This is a genomic window from Amycolatopsis sp. NPDC043889 (assembly GCF_056435645.1).
This window is the reverse complement of the sequence record NZ_JBWKEC010000046.1, coordinates 1-18,894: the sequence shown is the minus strand read 5'-3', so window position 1 is coordinate 18,894 and position 18,894 is coordinate 1. Positions and strand designations below refer to the sequence as shown.

18 protein-coding genes are annotated in these 18,894 nt (G+C 70.1%); 15 read left to right on the top strand and 3 right to left on the bottom strand.

What is annotated here, in order from left to right:
• Nucleotides 1–66 precede the first annotated feature (66 nt).
• Both AC0685_RS40805 and AC0685_RS40800 read left to right on the top strand, forming a co-directional pair.
• Nucleotides 67–1,500, top strand: coding sequence for an aldehyde dehydrogenase family protein (locus tag AC0685_RS40805; RefSeq protein ID WP_478230398.1), 1,434 nt, complete (start codon nt 67–69; stop codon nt 1,498–1,500).
• Nucleotides 1,497–2,168 carry a GntR family transcriptional regulator gene (locus AC0685_RS40800; protein WP_478230397.1) on the top strand — a complete coding sequence of 224 codons (672 nt, stop codon included), beginning with the start codon at nt 1,497–1,499 and terminating at the stop codon, nt 2,166–2,168. Before AC0685_RS40805 ends, AC0685_RS40800 begins: the two co-directional genes overlap by 4 nt.
• On the opposite strand, the gene AC0685_RS40795 is transcribed toward AC0685_RS40800, so the two are convergent.
• Complete coding sequence (locus AC0685_RS40795; RefSeq protein ID WP_478230396.1) at nt 2,165–3,061, bottom strand: hypothetical protein; 897 nt, start codon at nt 3,059–3,061, stop codon at nt 2,165–2,167. The genes AC0685_RS40800 and AC0685_RS40795 overlap by 4 nt on opposite strands.
• Before the next feature lie 256 nt (nt 3,062–3,317).
• On the opposite strand from AC0685_RS40795, the gene AC0685_RS40790 reads away from it, so the two are divergent.
• Nucleotides 3,318–4,196: a DUF2268 domain-containing putative Zn-dependent protease gene (locus AC0685_RS40790; RefSeq protein WP_478230395.1), complete on the top strand. Its 879-nt coding sequence runs from the start codon at nt 3,318–3,320 to the stop codon at nt 4,194–4,196.
• Here AC0685_RS40790 and AC0685_RS40785 read toward each other — a convergent pair.
• Nucleotides 4,193–5,824, bottom strand: coding sequence for a choice-of-anchor A family protein (locus AC0685_RS40785; RefSeq protein WP_478230394.1), 1,632 nt, complete (start codon nt 5,822–5,824; stop codon nt 4,193–4,195). The genes AC0685_RS40790 and AC0685_RS40785 overlap by 4 nt on opposite strands.
• Nucleotides 5,825–5,999: 175 nt before the next feature.
• Between AC0685_RS40785 and AC0685_RS40780 the strand changes: the two genes are divergently transcribed.
• Together AC0685_RS40780 and AC0685_RS40775 are read left to right on the top strand one after the other, a co-directional pair.
• Complete coding sequence (locus tag AC0685_RS40780) at nt 6,000–6,962, top strand: permease (protein ID WP_478230393.1); 963 nt, start codon at nt 6,000–6,002, stop codon at nt 6,960–6,962.
• Complete coding sequence (locus tag AC0685_RS40775) at nt 6,959–7,606, top strand: TIGR03943 family putative permease subunit (RefSeq protein ID WP_478230392.1); 648 nt, start codon at nt 6,959–6,961, stop codon at nt 7,604–7,606. Before AC0685_RS40780 ends, AC0685_RS40775 begins: the two co-directional genes overlap by 4 nt.
• Here AC0685_RS40775 and AC0685_RS40770 read toward each other — a convergent pair whose 3' ends face one another.
• Entirely contained in the window at nt 7,607–8,515 is a 909-nt protein-coding gene (locus tag AC0685_RS40770; RefSeq protein WP_478230391.1) for a helix-turn-helix domain-containing protein, read from the bottom strand. It lies immediately after the preceding gene.
• A gap of 193 nt (nt 8,516–8,708) precedes the next feature.
• Between AC0685_RS40770 and AC0685_RS40765 the strand changes: the two genes are divergently transcribed.
• The 10 genes from AC0685_RS40765 (at nt 8,709) to AC0685_RS40720 (ending at nt 18,744) form a co-directional block, all read left to right on the top strand.
• Complete coding sequence (locus AC0685_RS40765) at nt 8,709–10,832, top strand: metallophosphoesterase (RefSeq protein WP_478230390.1); 2,124 nt, start codon at nt 8,709–8,711, stop codon at nt 10,830–10,832.
• 15 nt (nt 10,833–10,847) lie between these two features.
• Nucleotides 10,848–12,062, top strand: a complete 1,215-nt coding sequence (locus AC0685_RS40760) for an MFS transporter (RefSeq protein ID WP_478230389.1) — start codon at nt 10,848–10,850, stop codon at nt 12,060–12,062.
• Nucleotides 12,059–12,958, top strand: coding sequence for a TolB family protein (locus AC0685_RS40755; protein WP_478230388.1), 900 nt, complete (start codon nt 12,059–12,061; stop codon nt 12,956–12,958). Before AC0685_RS40760 ends, AC0685_RS40755 begins: the two co-directional genes overlap by 4 nt.
• Entirely contained in the window at nt 12,955–13,983 is a 1,029-nt protein-coding gene (locus AC0685_RS40750) for a hypothetical protein (RefSeq protein ID WP_478230387.1), read from the top strand. Before AC0685_RS40755 ends, AC0685_RS40750 begins: the two co-directional genes overlap by 4 nt.
• An 8-nt stretch (nt 13,984–13,991) precedes the next feature.
• Nucleotides 13,992–15,095 carry a sensor histidine kinase gene (locus AC0685_RS40745; RefSeq protein WP_478230386.1) on the top strand — a complete coding sequence of 368 codons (1,104 nt, stop codon included), beginning with the start codon at nt 13,992–13,994 and terminating at the stop codon, nt 15,093–15,095.
• Nucleotides 15,088–16,158, top strand: coding sequence for a histidine kinase (locus AC0685_RS40740; RefSeq protein WP_478230385.1), 1,071 nt, complete (start codon nt 15,088–15,090; stop codon nt 16,156–16,158). Before AC0685_RS40745 ends, AC0685_RS40740 begins: the two co-directional genes overlap by 8 nt.
• Nucleotides 16,137–16,793, top strand: a complete 657-nt coding sequence (locus AC0685_RS40735; protein ID WP_478230384.1) for a response regulator — start codon at nt 16,137–16,139, stop codon at nt 16,791–16,793. The genes AC0685_RS40740 and AC0685_RS40735 overlap by 22 nt, the downstream gene beginning before the upstream one ends.
• Before the next feature lie 100 nt (nt 16,794–16,893).
• Entirely contained in the window at nt 16,894–17,439 is a 546-nt protein-coding gene (locus tag AC0685_RS40730; RefSeq protein ID WP_478230383.1) for a hypothetical protein, read from the top strand.
• A 143-nt stretch (nt 17,440–17,582) separates the two neighbouring features.
• Nucleotides 17,583–18,206, top strand: a complete 624-nt coding sequence (locus tag AC0685_RS40725) for a hypothetical protein (protein WP_478230382.1) — start codon at nt 17,583–17,585, stop codon at nt 18,204–18,206.
• Nucleotides 18,207–18,303: 97 nt separating this feature from the next.
• A complete protein-coding gene (locus AC0685_RS40720) occupies nt 18,304–18,744 on the top strand; it encodes an SRPBCC family protein (protein WP_478230381.1) in 441 nt (146 codons plus the stop codon).
• The last annotated feature ends 150 nt before the right edge of the window (nt 18,745–18,894 follow it).

Genomic DNA, 18,894 nt, shown 5'->3' with positions numbered 1-18,894 from the left:
CGGGCAAGACCGGAGACCTCGTGGCGCCCGATACTCGATCACACACCGGTCGAGGAGGAGCTAGCCATGGCCACACGCCTGTTCATCGACGGACAGTGGACCGCCGCGGGAGGCGGGTCGCTGCCGACGTACGATCCGGCCACCGGCCAGGTGATCGAGGAGGTCGGCACCGCGTCGGCCGCCGACGTCGACGCCGCCGTCGGTGCCGCACGGAAGGCATTGAACGACCCCGCATGGGCGGGACTGCTGCCGGTTCAACGCGCGGCGCTGCTGTTCAAGCTGGCGTCGCTGGTCGACGAGCACCACGAGGAGCTGGCCGCGCTCGAGACACGCGACCAGGGCCAGCCGATCGGCATCTCACGCCAGGTCAGCGTCACCGGCGCGGCGGAGCACCTCAGGTACTTCGCGGGCTGGGTGACCAAGATCCAGGGCACCACCAACCCGGTGTCCTTCCCGGACACGCTGCACTACACCCGCCGCGAGCCGGTCGGGGTGAACGCGCTGATCACGCCGTGGAACTTCCCGCTGATGATCCTGGTGTGGAAGCTCGCGCCCGCACTGGCCACCGGCAACACCGTGGTGATCAAGCCCAGTGAGGTCACCCCGCTGACCAGCATCCGCCTGGTGGAGCTCGTGCACGAGGCCGGGTTCCCGCCGGGGGTGGTCAACCTGGTCACCGGTGACGGCGCGGTGGGCGCGCTCCTGAGCAGGCACGACGACGTCGACCACCTGTCCTACACCGGGTCCACCGCGGTCGGGAAACTGATCACGGCGGCGAGCGCGGAGTCGAACCTCAAGCGCCTCACCCTCGAACTCGGCGGCAAGGCACCCAGCATCATCGCCGACGACGCGGACATCGACGCCGCCGTCGCGGGCAACCTCGCGGGCGCGACGCTGAACAGCGGGCAGGTCTGCGCCGCGTACACCCGGTTCTTCGTGGACCGCAAACGCGAACAGGAGTTCGTCACGAAGCTGGCCGCCGGGCTCGAAGACCTCAAGATCGGTCCGGGGCTGGACGAATCCACCCAGCTCGGCCCGCTCGTGTCCGCGAAGCACCGTGAGCATGTGGACTTCCTCGTCTCGACCGGGAACGAGCAGGGTGCGGAACTGGTCACCGGCGGCAAGCCCGTCGACCGCGACGGCTACTTCTACTCTCCCACGTTGTTCGCCGGTGTCGCCGACGACATGACGATCATGCGTGAGGAGATCTTCGGCCCGGTCCTCGCCGTCACCGCCTACGACGATCCGGACGAACTGCTCGCACGGGCGAACGACACCGAATACGGGCTCGCGGCGACCGTGTGGACCCGCGATCTGGGCGTCGCGCAGCGGTTCGCCAACGGTATCCGGGCGGGCGCCGTGTTCGTCAACATGCCGTCGATCCCCGACATGGCGGCACCTTGGGGCGGCTACAAGGCTTCCGGCTGGGGCCGCGAGATGGGGCCGTGGGCGATCGACGCGTACACCGAGATCAAATCCGTCTGGCTGCACTACTCGTGACCACGGGCGACGCGGTCAACTCGACCACGATGAGCAAGTCGCAGATCGCCTACCACTGGATCAAGGCGAGGATCGACGACGGCACCTTCTCCCCCGGTTACCGCCTCGTGTTCGGGCAGATCGCGCAGGAACTCGGGGTCAGCACCGTGCCCGTGCGCGAGGCTGTCCGGCGGCTGGAGGCCGAGGGCCTGGTGACCTACGAGCACAACGTCGGCGCGCAGGTCGCGATGGCGGACGAGAGCGACTACCAGCACACCATGCAGACGCTCGCGCTGGTCGAGGGCTACGCCGCCGCGCTCGCGGCGCCGTCCTTGCCCGGCGAGGCGCTCGACGAGGCCAAGGCACTCAACGCGGAACTGACCGCCTGCCTGGACAACTTCGAGCCGTCACGATTCACGGCGCTGAACCGCGACTTCCACCGCGTCCTGTTCGGCACCTGCCCCAATCCGCAGGTACTCGATCTGGTGAACCGCGGCTGGAACCGGTTGGCCGGGCTGCGCACGTCGACGTTCAGCTTCGTCCCCGGCCGCGCGCACGAATCCGTGCAGGAGCACCGGAAGATCCTCGACCTGTTCGATCGGAACGCGCCGGCCGGGGAGATCGAACTGGCCGTGCGCGAACACCGGTTGACCACCCTGGAGACGTTCCTGGCCTGGCGGCACCCTTAGCTTGCGTGGGTCGTGAGTGGCTGCGGAAAAGCGTAGAAGCGCACGGAAAGTTCCTTCTCCCCCTCCACCGGACGACGACGGCGTAGGCAGTACCGCGTGATCAGTTCGCGGTACTCCGCGTCCAGCTCACGGAACTCCTCCTCGGTCAGCCTCGTCGAGGTCCGTTGGGCCGTCGCCCAGGGGCCGAACTCCTCGCGATGCGCCGCGGCCCAGGACAGCAGGGCGACCTCGTTCGCGTACTTCGCGTCGAGGAAGGCCGCGACCCGTTCCCTATCCGCGCCGTCGTAGTCCTCCGGCTTCGGCTCTCGTAGGTCTTGCGGGATCGCGATCCAGTTCCCTTTCCGGTGACGGCGGACGAAACCGTTGTCCCGCAGAGTGTTCAGGCATTCGGTGACTTCGGCGCGCTCCAGCCCCGTCCGGCGCGCGACCGTCCGCGTGTCGCCGGGAAGCTCACGCGTCACCCGCTGGTATCGCGGGTCCTCCCGCATCGCGATGTCCCGCAAGGTGACCGATCGCCGCGGCAGCGCGTCGCTCAACAACCGGCGCGCGGTGAAGGCCAGCACCACGGCGACCGGGATCTCGACGAAGACGGCGAGCGCGACACTGGTCCACCGTTCGGCCGACGTCCAGCCGAGCATGACGTCGAACCACGCGTCGCAGCACAACATCGCGGCCGTGGCCGACAGCAGTGGCACGGCCGCCCGGCGGCGGCGCGTCCCCAGCCACGCGCCGGCCGCGAAGCAGAGCAGAAGTGCGACGTCGAATCCGACCCAGGCCGCGCGCCACTGGCCGGTGTCGTACCGGTCGGGCAGGGTTTGCGCGAGGTAGACGGTCCAAGGCACGAGCAAGACCGCCGCGCCGGCGAGCACCGTCAGGAGTATCCGTCGGATCATGATCACGACGCTAGAAGCGGGCGGCGGTCCCGGCATCCGGGATTCTCCCTGGTCCGGGCTCCGGGTCCGCCGACCTCGAATCCCGCGGGAACTCGACCGGCAGGGAGCCGCCGGCGGTGCCGCGCGGGCAGGCCGCCCCGATCGACGTTGCTGTGGCTTTCGCGACACGCCGTGTTTGCCTCATCCCCTCGTGAGCCGTCCTGGCCGCCCACGAGGACTTGAGTCTCCACCCACTGGAGCCTTTACCGTCGCTCCCATGACGATCACCGTTCTCGACACCTACCCCGCGATGCGAGCGATCCTGCGCGCGCCGCGGGCGGACCGCGCCGCGATGCTCAAGGCGATGGTCGAGCCCGCCGCCGGGATGTACCGCTACTTCCCCGGCGACGTGGATCTCGTCGCGATGCACGCGATGGGTTCCGGGTTCCCGCTCGACCGCGACGAGGAACGCTGCCTGGAGGCACTCGAAGCACTCCACGAGGCGGACGCCTGGAACCGGATCCAGCGGGCGCTCGACGACGCCGTCACCGCTCAGCTCGCCGCGACGCCCGGACTGACGGTCCCCGACGTCACCGTCCTCACCGTGCTGGGTGATCCCGGCGACGAGCACTTCATGGGCCCGAATCTGGGGATGACGGCGAACGGGAGTGTGCCCGGCTACATCCACCTCAACTTCTGGCCGTATCCGGAGAACCTGGCGCGGCTGGAAGCCACGGCCGTCCACGAGTTGAACCACAACCTGCGCTACAGCCCCGGCGGGGTGATCTGGGACCCGGCGACGGTCACCGTCGGCGAGCAGATCGTGTCCGAAGGCCTGGCCGACGCGTTCGCCCGCCAGCTGTACGGCGACGAACTCGGCTACGCCCGCATCGGTGTGCCGCATCTGCACGACGACGCCGTGTTCGCGAAGGTCGTCTCCGGGCTGGAGATCACCGGCATGCGGAACTTCACGGCGTGGGTGCACGGCGACGAGACCGCCGCCCGTTACGGCGCCACACCCGTCGGCCTGCCGACCGGCGCCGGGTACGCGGCCGGCAACCGGCTCGTCGACGCCTATCTGGCCGCGACGGGCCGGACCGCCGCGGAGGCCCTGCTGGCGGACCGCCGCGACGTCATCGACACCGCCCTCGGCTAGGACTCGCGGCGCCTCGACCGGATCGTGAGTGCCACCAGCGCGCCACCGACGAGCAGCAGGAACAGGCCGGAGACCAGCAGGCCCCGGACCTCGCTGCCGGTCGAGGCCAGCGGGCCGCCGTCGGATGGCCCGCCGCCCGGCGCGGTCCCGCCCGGCTGCCCGGGCGTGGTGGTCAGCGTGACGCCGGGGCCCGGGGTCGTGGTCGAAGTGCTGGTGGTGGTGGTCGGCGCGGTGCTGCTCAAGCTCGACGACGGCCTGGAGCTGCTGCTCGTCGGGCTCGACGACGTCGCGCTGCTGGAGGAACTGCTCGATGTCGAGCTGGTGCTCGTCGGGCTCGACGACGTGGTCGTGGTCGAGGTCGGCGTCGTCGAGGTGGGCGCCGTCGACGTCGAAGTCACCGAAGTCGGGCTGGTCGACGTGGCGCTCGTCGGTGTCGAGCTGGTCGGTGTCGAGCTGGTCGGTGTCGAGCTACTGGTCGTGGTGGTGCTGCTGCTCGTGGTGGTCGAGCTGCTGCTCGTCGGCGAACTGCTCGACGACGAAGAAGAAGACGTGGAGGTGCTGGGCGTCGTGGTCGGCGTGCTGCCGCATTCGGGCAGGTCGCCGTTGAACGGGTAGGCGTGGAACTCCTGCCCGCCACCGCCGGTCGCCTCGGAGGTGTGCACCAGCGAGCCCGTGGTGAAGAAACGGCCGTTCATCCCGGAGGCGGTGACGGTCGCGGTGCTCCCCGGCTCACCGATCAGCACACTCCCCTGAAACTGGGCGCCTCCGGCGATCTTCACTCCGGTCGCGTCCGGGAAGTTCCACAGCAGCCGCTCGCGCAGCTTGTTCAGCGGATCCTGGTCGTTGAGGTCGCCGGTGTAGGTGTTGATCGTCCGGGCGGCTCCCACCATGTTGACCAGAATCGTCGCCCCGGCCGGGATGCCCTCGAACTCGATCCCCTGCATGCCACCGGTGGCGCCGGTCAGGTCGAAGTCCACGGTGAACACCTGCAGCGCGGATTTCCCGTCCCCGGTGAACAGGGTGCGGTATCCCTGGTTGACCGCCGTGCCCGTGGCCGGACGCGGCGTGGTGCCTTCCCGTGCGTAGCACTTGCTCGCCACTCGGAGTTCCTCGCGCAGGCCCAGATAGGGTTTCGCCGCGTCGGGGTCCTTTTCGAGCTTGCCGGTCACCGTCCCGGTGACGGTTCCCGCGTGCCGGACGACGCCGCCGTCGGCGAGCAGCCGCTGGTCCGCCGCGACACTGACGTTCCCGCCGGTGGTCAGGAAGTCGGCGCCGTCCGATGGCGGGACACGCGAACCGACACCGGCGATGCCGACGTTGTAGACGGAGGACGCGCCCGCTCGTTTCGCCATGTCGAAATCACCGAGGACGACGACCCGCCCTTCGGCTTCCGCGGCGGCTTCCCGTACCTGGAATTCGCCGCCGACATAGACATTGATGCCGTCGTCCCGGCCCGCGTAATCCTCGTTGTTCACCGGTGGGTACACATCGGGACAGGCCGGCCCGACGCACGGTCCCAGACCGCCCGGTAAAGGGGCGGCGACCGCGCCGTCGGTGACCACGAGCGCCGCCACGCACACCGCGGCGGCGGCACCGGCAGAAAGAGAGGCGAATCGCCTTGCACGCATGCGGCGATTCTTGTGCCCATCGACCGTGCGAACACAATCGGAATGCGGAAATACCCCCGACCGGGCGAGGCGGGTAACCCACCCATTCGTGGACGTCCAGCGTTGTCCAGACAAGGGAATTCCAGGTGGAACGCGAAATCCCTAGAGTCTTGCCGGACGATGGGAGGTTCGCCACATGACGGACACCGGAGTGGGCAGGCGCGCCGGTTCGGTGGAAGTGCTCGCGGGCCTTCTCGTTCTCGTCCTGCTGGTCCGAGGCCCGCTCGACGACGTCCTCGGCACGCCGATCGTGCAGACCTGGACGACGGTCTTCGTTTCGATCGTGCTCCAGGCTGTTCCTTTCCTCGTCTTCGGGGTGACCCTTTCCGCCGCGATCGCGGTCTTCGTGCCGCGGGAATTCTTCGCGAAAGCCCTTCCGAAACGTCCGGTTCTCGCGGTTCCGGCGGCCGCGGCGACCGGAATGGTGCTGCCGGGTTGCGAATGCGGTTCGGTCCCGGTCGCCGGCGCCTTGGTGCGCAAGGGGGTCACCCCGGCGGCGGCGCTGGCGTTCCTGCTCGCCGCCCCCGCCCTCAATCCGGTCGTGCTGGCCGCCACGGCGATCGCGTTCCCGGATGAGCCGTCGATGGTCTTCGCCAGGGCGGCGGCCGGGCTCGCCGCCTCGGTCGTGATGGGCTGGCTGTGGCTCGGCCTCGGCCGGACGGAGTGGATCAAGCTGCCCGCGCACGCCCACGACGGCCCGCGCTGGCCGGCGTTCGCCGGCGCGGCAGGCCACGACCTGGTGCATGCGGGCGGATTCCTGGTCATCGGTGCCATGGCGGCCGCGACGCTCAACGTCCTGATCCCCGGCCGCTGGCTCCAGACCGTCGCGGACCATCCGGTGCTCGGTGTCCTCGCGCTGTCCCTGCTGGCGGTCCTGTTGTCGATCTGCAGCGAAGCGGACGCCTTCGTCGCCGCCTCGCTGAGCCAGTTCTCCCTCACCGCCCGCCTGGCGTTCCTCGTGGTCGGGCCGATGGTCGACCTGAAGCTGTTCGCCATGCAGGCCGGCACCTTCGGCAGGCGGTTCGCCGCCCGGTTCGCGCCCGCCACGTTCGTGGTCGCGCTCGGTTGCGGGGTCGTGACCGGGACGGTGCTCTGGTGAACCGGACCGCCGCGACCGTCGTGCTGCTCCTGCTGGGCGCGGCCGTGGTCAAGGTCTGCTTGACCGGCCAATACCTGCGTTATGTCAAGGAAGGGCTGTGGCCGTTCCTGCTCGCGTCCGGTCTCCTGGTCCTGGTGCTGGCGGCGACGAACCGCCATCGTCATCCGAAAGTGGCCTGGCTGCTCCCTCTTCCGGTTCTCGCGTTGCTGTTGGTCGCCCCGCAGCCGCTCGGCAGCTACGCGGCGGGCAACGCGGGCACTGCGCTGAGCCGATCCGACGAATATCCGGCACTGCCCGACGGCGACCCGGTGAAGGTGACCGTCCTGGACTACGCCTCCCGCGCGGTGTTCGACGAGGGCCGGTCCCTCGGTGCGAGAAGGGTCGTGCTCACCGGTTTCACCGCCACCGGCCCGGACGGCGCGTCACTGCTCGTCCGGATGATCCTGACGTGCTGCGCAGCGGACGGCCGCCCGGTGAAGGTCGTGCTGGACGGCCAGGTCCCGAGCGCGCCCGACACCTGGATCGAGGTCACCGGCACGTTCCGGCCGGGATCCGTGGTGGACGCCGTCAACGGCGAACGCATCCCGTTCCTGACGGTCGAAAACGTCGTACCGGTGGCCGCGCCCGAACGTCCTTACGAATAGTCAGGCCCAGCTCCATTGGATCCCGTACTGGCCGGGGAGCGGGTCGAGGGTGATGAACTGGAAAGTACTGGTCGCCCTGTCGAATCTCGCCTCGCCGCGCTCCTCGCGTGGCAGCCCGCTGCGAGGCTGGAAGAACGCGGTGCAGCGTTTCGGCAGCCGTCCGGGGTCGAACGCGAGCTGCACGACGATGTCCCGCGCGGGCCGGTAGAGCGCGATCTGCGCGTGCCGGTTGGTCTGTCCCGGCGGAAACCGGACCCCGAACTCCACAGAGGCCAGTTCGCCCGCGGCCAAGGCCCGGTCGAGCGCGAATTCGAAGACGCAGGTGGACGACGGGACGTCCGCGCGGAACCGCGCCGGACGGCAGCCTTCGGTGAACAGCACCACGGGCGGCTGCGTGATACTGGAACACCGGCTCACGAACACGAACCGCGAGGTGCCGTCGTGATCGGCGCGGACGAGCCGCCGGACCCGGATCGATTCCTGGTGCCCGTGCCCGTCGACGCGGTAGCACACGTTCTGCGAAATCCGGTGCGGTGTATCGAGTTCGTCCGGCGTCGCGTCCATTTTGGCCAGTGCGCGCACCACTTCCTCCGGCCGCCGCCACACCTGGTCGTAGGGCAGGGCGTCGCCGGTGCGGCTCGTCCCGCGGCCGCGGGGGCGCCGCGGGCCGAGCAACCCGGTCAGCGTTTCCGGCGGTTGGCCGAGAATGGTCTCCAGCGCGGTCACCGCGGCGAGGGAACTGGCCCGTTCCGGCCGGTTTTCGCCATTCTGCCAATAGCTCAGCGCACTGATGCTGACCGGCGTGTCCTGCGCGCGCAATCGGCGGCTGATCTCGCTGAGGCTCAGCCCGCTGCGTTCGATCGCGGTGCGCAGTGCGGCACCGAATTCCGCCGGAGCGAGACTCGTCATGAAGGCGCAGCGTACCGTCCGGAACGCCCGACTTTCGTCGGGTGAACCGGGCCCGTTCAGAGTTATCCAGCGTCCCGGCGACTTTTCGTTGACCCTCCTCCGGCCGTGATTAGGGTCGGAATCGTCGGAAGAATCCCCGAATCGCCGACGACTCGCACGTCCTCCCGCCGATGATCGAAGAGGATGATTTCCCATGCGCTCAAGCACAAGACGATGGCGCCGCCGTACGCTGGCCGTCGCAACCGCCACGCTGGCGGCCGGGGCCTTCCTGGTCGCCGCGCAACCCCAAGCGGGCGGAGCCGCGCCACCCGCCGCGCCCGAAGTGGCCGATCAGGTTCCACAACTGACCGAGGCCGGGGTCACCGCCGGCGCCGCTTCGGTCTCCGGTGCCGGCGCGTCCACCATGGCCACCCGGTCCGTCTGCACACCCGGCGCGCAGTGGCTGCGAGTCCGGTTCACGGAACTTTCGCTGCGCGGCGAGGACTCGGTGACGCTCACCGGCAGCCGCGCGGGCGCGTTCACGCTCACCGCGCGGAACTGGCCTGGCAAGGCGTTCCACACCCGCGCGTTCGAAGGCGACTGTGTGCGAGTCGCGGCGGCGCTGTCCGACCCCGCCAGCCGCTTCGCCATCGACGCCTACCAAGCCGGAGACCGGCCTCTCGCCTCGGCGACCACGACCGTCGCGGCGGTCGGCGACGTCTGCGGGTCTTCGTGCAACCAGACCGCCCCGCTGATCAAGAACATGAACCCGCAGGCGCTCATTCTGGCCGGGGACAACGCGTACAACTCGGGCACGCTGTCCGAATACAAGAACACTTATGACCCCTACTACGGACAGTTCAAATCCATCACCTATCCGACGCCGGGCAACCACGAGTACAACACCTCCGGCGCCTCGGGCTACTTCGACTATTTCGGCACGCGCGCCGGTGAAAGAGGCAAGGGCTACTACAGCTTCGACGTCGGCGATTGGCATTTCGTCGCGCTCAACTCCAACATCACCCGGAGCACCGGCTCCGCGCAGGAGACCTGGCTGAAGAACGATCTGGCGGCGAGCACCAAACCGTGCACGGCCGCGTTCTTCCACCATCCGCGGTTCAGCCGCGGCTCCCACGGGGACGACACGTCGGTGAGGCCGTTCTTCCAGGCGCTCTACAACGCGAAGGCGGACCTGATCGTCGTCGGCCACGACCACAACTACCAGCGGTACGCGCCCTCGCGGCCGGACGGTACCCGCGACGACGTGAACGGCGTCCGCGAGTTGCTGATCGGTACCGGCGGCCGAGGTTACTACAACTTCGACCAGTCGTCCGCCGCCGTGCAGGAAGCGGGCAACACCAACACCTTCGGCGTCGGGAAGCTGACGCTGAGCGCGACGGACTACCGCAGCGACTTCGTGCCGGTATCGGGCCGCACCTTCACCGACACCGCGACCGGCAAATGCAAGAAGGGCGTCTCCTCCCCCGCCTTCTCCGTCGGCACCAGCCCGTCGTCGGTGTCGGTGGAACCGGGCGGGACGGCCTCGGTGACGGTGAACGTCGGCAGCACCGGAGGCTTCAGCTCCGCGACCGTGCTTTCGGTTTCGGGCCTGCCCTCGGGAGTGACCGGCACGATCTCGCCGTCGTCGGTCACCCCGCCCGCCAACGGCAGCGCGACGGCGACGCTGACCTTGACCGCGTCGGATACCGCGACCGGCTCGGCGACCGCCACGGTCACCGGGTCATCGGGCTCCACGACCCAGACCGCGAAGGTCTCGGTGAGCGTCGGTCCGGCAGGCGGTGAGGCGTTCGCGGACGACTTCGAGACCGACAAGGGCTGGCAGCTCAACGCGGCCGGCGCGGACACCGCCACCTCGGGCAAGTGGGAACGGGGCGATCCGGAGCAGACCACGTCGACGTACAGCAACCAGATCAAGCAGCGCGGCGACACGACCAGCGGCGCGAACTGCCTGGTCACCGGGCGGCTGGCCGGATCGGCGTACGGCGCCAACGACCTCGACGGCGGCGGTTCGTCGATGGCCTCGCCGTCGTTCACCGTGCCGGCGGGCGGGAAGCTGACGTTCTCCTACACCTTCGCGCACGGCGACAACGCCACCTCCGCCGACTATCTGCGCATCCGCGTGCTCGACGGCACCACGCCGACGACGGTGTTCGAGAAACTCGGCTCCGCGACCGAAGTCGCGGGCGTGTGGCAGACCGCGACGGCCGACCTGTCGTCCTTCGCCGGGCGCAGTGTGCGCCTGCTGGTCGAGGCGGCCGACGCGAGTACCGCGTCGCTGTGGGAGTCCGCGGTCGACGACGTGCGCGTCACCGCGTAGCCCGGGAAGGCGGACATGTACCTCTCCACGATCCGCTCCGCTGACCCGGCCCGGCCGGGAGGCCGCGCCAAGCACGCGGTGTCGGGCACCGTCATCGGTCTGGGCGTGGTCAGCCTGATCACGGACGTGTCCGCCGAAATGGTCACCGCCGTGCTGCCGCTCTATCTCGTGTACGGGCTCGGCGTCGGTTACCTGCAGCTGGGTGCGATCGACGGGCTCTACACAGGCGCGACGGCGCTCCTGCGGCTTGCGGGCGGCTTCGTCGCCGACCGCCTCGGCCGTCCGAAGGCCGTGGCCCTGGTGGGCTACGGCCTTTCGGCGGCGACCAAACTCGCCTTCCCCGCGGCCGGGTCCTCGCTCGGCGCGATCGGCCTGGTGATCGGGGCCGATCGCGCGGGCAAGGGCATCCGCACCGCGCCGCGGGACGCGATGATCACCCTCGCCTCCCCCGCGGACGGCCTTGGCCGCGCGTTCGGCGTCCATCGGGCGATGGACACGGCGGGCGCGCTGCTCGGGCCGATCGTCGCGTTCGGCCTGCTGACCGTGCTCGTCGGCGACTACCCGGCGGTGTTCGGGGTGAGCTTCTGCCTCGCCGTGATCGCGGTGATCGTGCTGGCCGTGTTCGTCCGTGCCCCCGCCGGGACGGTCGAACGGTCGCGCGTACGGCTGCGAGCGGGTTTCGCCCTGCTGCGGCAGCCAGGGCTCCGCGGCACCTGCCTGGCCGCGGCGCTTCTCGGGGTCTGCACGGTCGGCGACATGTTCCTGTTCGTCGGCGTGCAGCGATCCGCCGGACTGCCACCCGGGGCGCTTCCCTTGCTGCCCTTGGCGACGGCGTTGACCTTCATGACCTTGGCGTCCCCGGTCGGACGGCTCGCGGACCGGCTCGGCCGCTGGAAGGTGTTCCTCGCCGGCCACGTCGTCCTGCTCGCCGCGTACGTCGTCCTGGCCGCTTCGGCGAGCGGATGGCTCGTCGCGGCGGTCGTCCTGGCGGCACACGGCGTGTTCTACGCGTGCACGGACGGCGTCCTGATGGCGCACGCGGCACCGCTGGTACCGGAGCCTTTGCGGGCCACCGGTCTCGCGATCGTCCAAACAGGACAAGCACTGGCCAGGGCGACGGGGGCGGTCCTGTTCGGCGCGCTCGCGGCCGGAACGGCGCTGCGGCCCGCGTTCGCGGTGTTCGCCGTGGTGCTGCTGGTGTCGGTAGTGGCCGGAACGAGGATCAAATGAAGCGGACCTGGGTGGGCGTCGCGGCGGTCGTGCTGATCGTGGTGGCCGGGGCGGTCTTCGTCGGGCTTCGCACCGGCGACGCGGCGGCGGAGCAGCAGCTGGACCTCGCGCGCGGCGGCCTGCTGTACGTGGACGAGTCGGGCCGGGTCCGGCAGGACGACCGTGTCGGCCCCTCCTGTCAGCGGGTGGACGTCGCCGCGGGGACCATGGCGTGCCTGCGCGCGACGGCGCTACCGGACCAGGCCGAGCTGGTCGTCACGAAACCCGGAGCCGAACACCGGCTGATCTCGGAATGGGGACTGCCGTCCCGAGTCCGGGTCTCCCCCTCCGGGCGGCTGGTGGGCTGGACGGTGTTCCGCTCCGGTGACTCCTATCTGGGCGGGGTGGGCACGTTCTCCACCACCGCCGGGATCTTCGACCTGGCGACAGGGAACCACTACGGCTCACTGGAGGACTTCGCGCTCACCGTGGACGGAAAGCCGTACCCGGCCGCGGACCTGAACTACTGGGGTGTGACCTTCGCCAGAGACGATCTGACGTTCTACGCCACCGCCAGGTCCGCGGGTGGCACCTGGCTGGTTCGCGGCGACCTGCGTACCAGGACACTGACTTCCTTGCGGCGCAATGTCGAATGCCCGTCGCTCTCCCCGGACGGCACCCGCGTCGCCTACAAGTTCCGTGACGGCGACCGGTGGCGGCTGCACGTGCTCGGCCTCGCCGACGGCCGCGATGTCCCGCTCGCCGACCCCGCGCATCTGGACGACCAGCCGCAGTGGCTCGACGACCGGACCGTCGCCTACGGCCGGGACAAGGCGATCTACGCGGTACCCGCCGACGGCACCGGAGCGCCCGCGCTCCTCCGCGCCGGTGCTTCCTCCCCCGCGGTGGTGCGGTGATCCCGCGCGACTGCACCCTCACGGGTCTGGCACTCGCCGCGCTGGCGGCCGTCGTCGTGGTGGTCCTGCCCGGGCCCGCTCCCGAGGCCGAGGTTCCCGCCGTCCCCGCGCTCACCGACGTCTGGCCGGACGCCCGGATCACCGCGAACGCCGTCACCGGTGCTCCCTACACCCCGCTGGCGTTCCTCGATTCCGGCATCTCCGCCGGGGTGACGCGGGCGAACGACGTCGTCCGGCTCATGGTGGGAGATCGCGTGCTCCGCGAAGTCCCGCCGTCGGGCTCGCCCCGGTTCGTCCTCGCCGTGTCCCCGGAGGCTCTGGTGTGGCTGGAACTGTCCGACATCACCGGGACGGGGACGCTGTGGCGGGCCGGGCCACACGGTGAGGACCCGGTTCCCGTCACCGCCGACACCGGGCGGGTCGTGCTCCTGGACTCCCAGTACGACCTCGTCGTGCACGACGGCAAGGCCGGCTGGGCGGCCGTGCGGGGCGACGCCACCGAGGTGCGGACGGTGGCGTTGTCCGGCGGTCCGGTGACCCGGGCTCCGCTGCCCGGCCGGTACTCGCTCACCGCATGGCCCTTCGCGACGGCGGCGGCGGTCGAGCAGGCGGGACCGTCGGAACTCGTGGACCTCCGCGACGGCCGCGTCACGAAGGTCGACGGGCAGAGCGTCGAACTGGTCGACTGCACACCGTCCTGGTGCCGGGTCCAGGTACTGCGCCAGAGCGGGACCGCGCGGCTCGACCTCATGAGACCCGACGGGTCCGAGCGAAGACGGGTCGGCGGGAAGGGGATCCGGCCCGCGTTCGGCGACGTCGTCGTGCTCGACCGGTACGCGGTGGTGGTCGACGACGACCGCGGCGTGCTCGCCCTCTACGACACCGCCACCGGCCGGATGGCCGACCTGGCGGCGGAGTTCGGCACGGTCCTGGCGCGAGGGCCGTTCGTCTGGTGGTCGGAGGGCGGGAACGAATCCCTGACCTGGCAGGTACTGGACCTGCGCACGCTCAAGGCATCTGCTTGACTGCTGCCGTGCCGTCCGATCGTGAGACCTCCGTCGAAGCGGAGTTCTCGCGGGTGGTCGGCCGGTTCGCCGGGCCGGCCAGGGGCGCCGGGCTGCTGGTGATCAGTGTTTTCGGGGCACTCGCCACGCCGTCCGGGGCGCTCCCGCTCGCCTTCGGCCTGCTCGCGCTGGCCATGGTCACCGCCGTGGCCGAGCACCTCGTGGGGAAGACGGGCCGGGGCAGGCCGGTGGCGTTCGCGCTGACGCTGGTGCGCGCCGCGGCGATCTGCGGCACCCAGTTCCTGACCGCGCCCGAAGCGGCCGAGCTGAACCAGTGGGCGCTCAACGTCCTCACCATCACCGCGATCACCCTCCAGTGGGAATGGCCGCCGAAGGTCACCGTGCCCGCCATCGCCTGCCTGCTGGCGATCGAAGTGGTGCCTCTCGGCTTCGAGGACGGCCTGTCGGTGGTGGTGCGAGTGCTGATCGAGGCCACCCTCGCCAGGGTCGCCTTCCTCCTGCTGTCGCGGACCACCCGCCGGATCGACGATCTGCGCGAGCGCCAGGCCCGGCTGACCCGGGAGGAATCCCTTGCCGTGCAACGACGGCTGCAGGAACGCGAGTATCTGGCCGTCCTGCACGACACGGCCGCGGCCACCTTTCTCACGGTGGCCCAGCGCGGCGAAACGACGGAGCCGTCCGAGGTCGCCGGATACGCCCGCCGCGATCTCGCGATCCTCACCGGCGAATCCGGGCCCGGCAGCGTCGTCGACCTCGAAACCTCGTTGCGCGGTGTGCTCGCGCAAAGCCCGGTGAAGGTCGAGACGCGCTGGTCTCCGGTCGCGCCGATCCCGGCGTCGGCGGCGCTCGCGCTGGTCCGTGCCGTGCGCGAGGCGCTGGCGAACGTCGAGCGCCACGCCGGTGTCGGCGAGGCCCGCCTCACGGTGGAAGACGGGGTGCGCGTGACCATCCGGGACGAAGGCCGCGGTTTCGACCCGGCGAAGACCCCGGCCCAGCGGCGAGGCGTCCGGGGCTCGCTCGTCGAACGCATGGCCACGGCGGGTGGCCGGGCCGAGGTGACCTCCTCGCCCGGGGCCGGGACCACGGTGGAACTGGTGTGGCCGCATGAATGAGACCGCGGACCGGGTGCTCGGCGGCTGCCGGATCGCGGTACTGCTCGCGACGGCGGCGATCCAGCTCGGGCTCAGCCTGACCCGGCTGGACGACACCCCTGGCCGGGTCGCGTTCGCCGCGCTCGCCGGCGTACTCGTCGTCGCGGCGTGGTGGGTGCTGCGCTGGAAGCCGGTCCCCTTGCCGGTCGCGCTCGCGGGGGCGATCGTGGTCCTCGCCGCCTCAGCGGTCGCCATCTGGACCCTGCCCCCAGACCGGCTCCTCGGTGACGAGGACTGGGCGTCCGGTCTCGCGGGCTGGCATCTGCTGGTGCTGCTGCTGGACCGCCCCGCGGTCGCGATGACCGCGCTCGTCCTCCAGATGACGCTCACCTTCGTCCGGCAGATCGGCGCCGCGCCCACCGATCGTGGCGAGATCGGCAGTGTCGTGATCGCCGGGCTCAGCGTGCTCGCCTTCCAGGCCGCGACGCTGGCGCTGATCAGGGTCGTCAACCGGCGGGCTGGCGAAGCCGCGGAGGCTTCGGCCGAACGCGACCGGCAGGCCCACCGCAAAGCGCTCGCGGAGGAACGCGAGGCTGACCAGCGGAGCCGGTTCGCCGGGCAGCTCGGCGCCACCCTGCCGCTGCTGGCCGGACTGGCCGACCGCACCCTGGACCCGCGTGACGACGCGGTCCGGCGGCGTTGCGCGCTCGCCGCCACGCAACTGCGGCGGCTGTTCGCGGAGAGCGACGACGTGCCCGACCCGCTGCTGCACGAGGTCTCGGCCTGCGTCGATCTCGCCGAGCGGCGGGGCTTGACCGTGACGCTGGCGGTCAGCGGCGAAGCGGCGCCTGTCCCGACCTCGATCCGCCGCGATCTGACCGGTCCGCTGATGACCGCGCTGGCCGCCGCCCGGACGCGGGCCAGGGTCAGCGTCCTGCGCACCGACGACGAAATCCGCGTCGCCGCGATCACGGACGGTGAATCCGGCCCGATGGCGAACGGATCGGGCCCCGTCGACGTCGAATGGCACGCACTGGGAGAACGATCGTGGATGGAGGCGAAATGGCGTTCGCGACCGAACTGACCGCGGTGGTCGTCGACGATCATCCGGCCGTGCGGGCCGGGGTCGTGCACTGGCTGTCCTGCGGTACCCCACCGGTCACCGTGGTGGCCGAGGGCGAAGACGTACGGGCCGCGTGGATCGGCGAGGGCGCGAAGGCCGACGTCGTCATCCTCGACCTGCACCTGAACAGCACCACCCCGGCGATGGGCGATCTGCGGCGGCTCACCGAGGCGGGCCGTCGCGTCGTCGTCTACTCGATGCGGGCCGACGACGAGACGGTCTTGCAGTGTCTCGAACTCGGCGCGCTCAGCTATCTCACCAAGTCCGAAGGCGCGGAACACATCGTCGAAGCCGTGCGCGCGGCGGCGGCCGACCGGACGTACACGCCGCCGTCGCTGGCGGGCGCGATGGCCGGCGACCGCTCGGAGCGGCGTCCCGCCCTCTCCGCGCGCGAGACAGAGGTGCTCATCGAGTGGTTCCAGTCCGAGTCGAAGGATTTCGTCGCGCACCGGCTGGGGATCTCGCCGAACACGGTCAACTCGCATCTCGAGCGGATCCGGGTCAAGTACGCCCAGATCGGCAGGGAGGCCCCGACCAAGGCAGCGCTCGTCGCGCGGGCGATCCAAGACGGGTTGATCGGCGTAAGCGATTTGTGATCGGTCGTGGTGCGAACGGACCACAGGCACCGCCTCCGGTTGCGGCTACGGTGCGTGACGAGCACGCCGGTACAGGTTCGGCGGGAGTCCGAGGAGAACCATGAAGTCCGCCCGTACCGCCTTGATCGCCACCGGCTGCGCCGCCGCGCTGCTGCTTTCCGCCTGCGGCGAGGAGGGCGGGAAGACCGTCAGGGCCGACGGCACCATGGCGCCCGGCAGCGAGCTCAAGGTCGGCGAACGCGCCGTCGTCTCGTTCAGCGACGCGGGCAAGTCGGGCACGATCGCGATCACCGTCAAGTCGGTCGAGATCGGCCCCAAGGAGGATCTCGCCAAGTTCGAGGACAAGGGCGAGGGATCGCTTCCGGTGTACGTCCGGATGGTGATCGAGAACGTCGGCGGCACGGACCTCGCCGACACTTCGGTGTCGGTGCGCGCGGTCGACGCGAACGGCAAGGGCACCAAGGTGATCATGGCCGGCGGCACCGCGGCCTGCAACGGCGAGACGGCGCCGGCGACGTTCACCACGCCGGGCGCGATCTACGAGACCTGCGACACCGAAGGCGTCAAGGACGGGGGCGAGGTCGGCGGCGTGTCGTTCGTCGACGGCGACGGCTACAAGGACGACCCCGTCACCTGGAAGAAGTGAACACCTCCCCATTGAGCCGAACAGCGTAACCGATTCGTGATCATTCGTGGTGCGAATGGCCCACACCGACTTACTCCCTCATCGACTACGGTGCGTGGCGAGAACGCCGGAGCAGGATTTCGGCGGGGAGTCCGAGGAGATCCATGAAGTTCGACCGTATCGCCCTGTCCGCCGCCGGCTGCGCCGCCGCGCTGCTGCTTTCCGCCTGCGGCGGCAAAGAGGAGGGGGGCAGCCCCGCTCCCGCCCCGTCGCCCGCGCCGACGTCGGCCGCGGCGTCCTCGCCCGCGACCAGCGGCACGGTCCCGGTCTCGAACGCGGACGCCACCGCGCCCGGCAGCGAACTCAAGGTCGGCGAGCGCGCCGTCGTCCCGTTCAAGTACGGCAACGACAAGTCCGGCACCATCGCGATCACCGTCAAGGCGATCGAGCTTGGCCCGAAGGAAGACCTCGCCTCCTACGGTGAGAAGGCCAAGGGCATGACGCCGGTGTACATCCGGATGTCGGTGGAGAACGTCGGCGGCACGGACCTCACCTACAGCACGGTGCGCCTGCGCGCGGTCGGGCCGAACAACAAGAGCACCGGCGTGATCATCACCGGCGAGACCCCGAACTGCCAGTCCGAGTCGGCGAAGAAGGACTTCAAGACCGCCGGCGCGACCTACGAGACCTGTGAGCTCCAGGCCATCAGGGACGGCGGAGAGGTCGGCGGCGCGGAGTTCAACGATGGTGACGGGTACAAGGACGACCCGATCGTCTGGAAGAAGTAAGCCCATCAGCGCGTGAAGGCCCCTTTCCCTCGGGGGACGGGGGCCTTCACGCGCAGCCACGCTGCGGGTCCAGGTTCTCCTGCGTACCGTTGTCGTGATGGTCCACGTGCACCGGACGATCACCGTCCGAACCCCCGCCCAGACCGTCGTCGGCTACCTGCGGGACTTCGCGCACGCCGAGTCGTGGGACCCCGGCACCGTGTCCTGCACCCGTATCGACACCGGCCCGATCGCCGTCGGAGCGCAATGGCACAACGTGTCCGAGTTCCGCGGCAAGAAGACCGAGCTGACCTATCGCCTCGAGCGGCTGGAGCCGGACCGGATCGTGTTCGTCGGCAGCAACAAGACCGCGACGTCCACCGACGATCTGACGATCTCCGAGGAAGACGGCGCGACGACCGTCAGCTACCACGCCACCATCGAGTTCCACGGCCTGGCCAAACTCGCGGACCCGTTCCTCAAGCGGGAGTTCGAAAGGATGGGCGACGAGTTGGTGCCGGCGATGAAGGCGACGCTCGAAGCGCTTCCGGCCTCGTGAGTGGCGGTTCGGGTCAGGGCCGAGAGCGTCTTGGATACCTACTGGATCTGGCTGCGGCTGATCATGTGTCCGTGAAGGCCTCCTTGCCTACCCTGAGGGTAGTGAAGGAGGCCTTCACGGACCTTCAGGGTCGCCGCTCTCGTCCCAGGT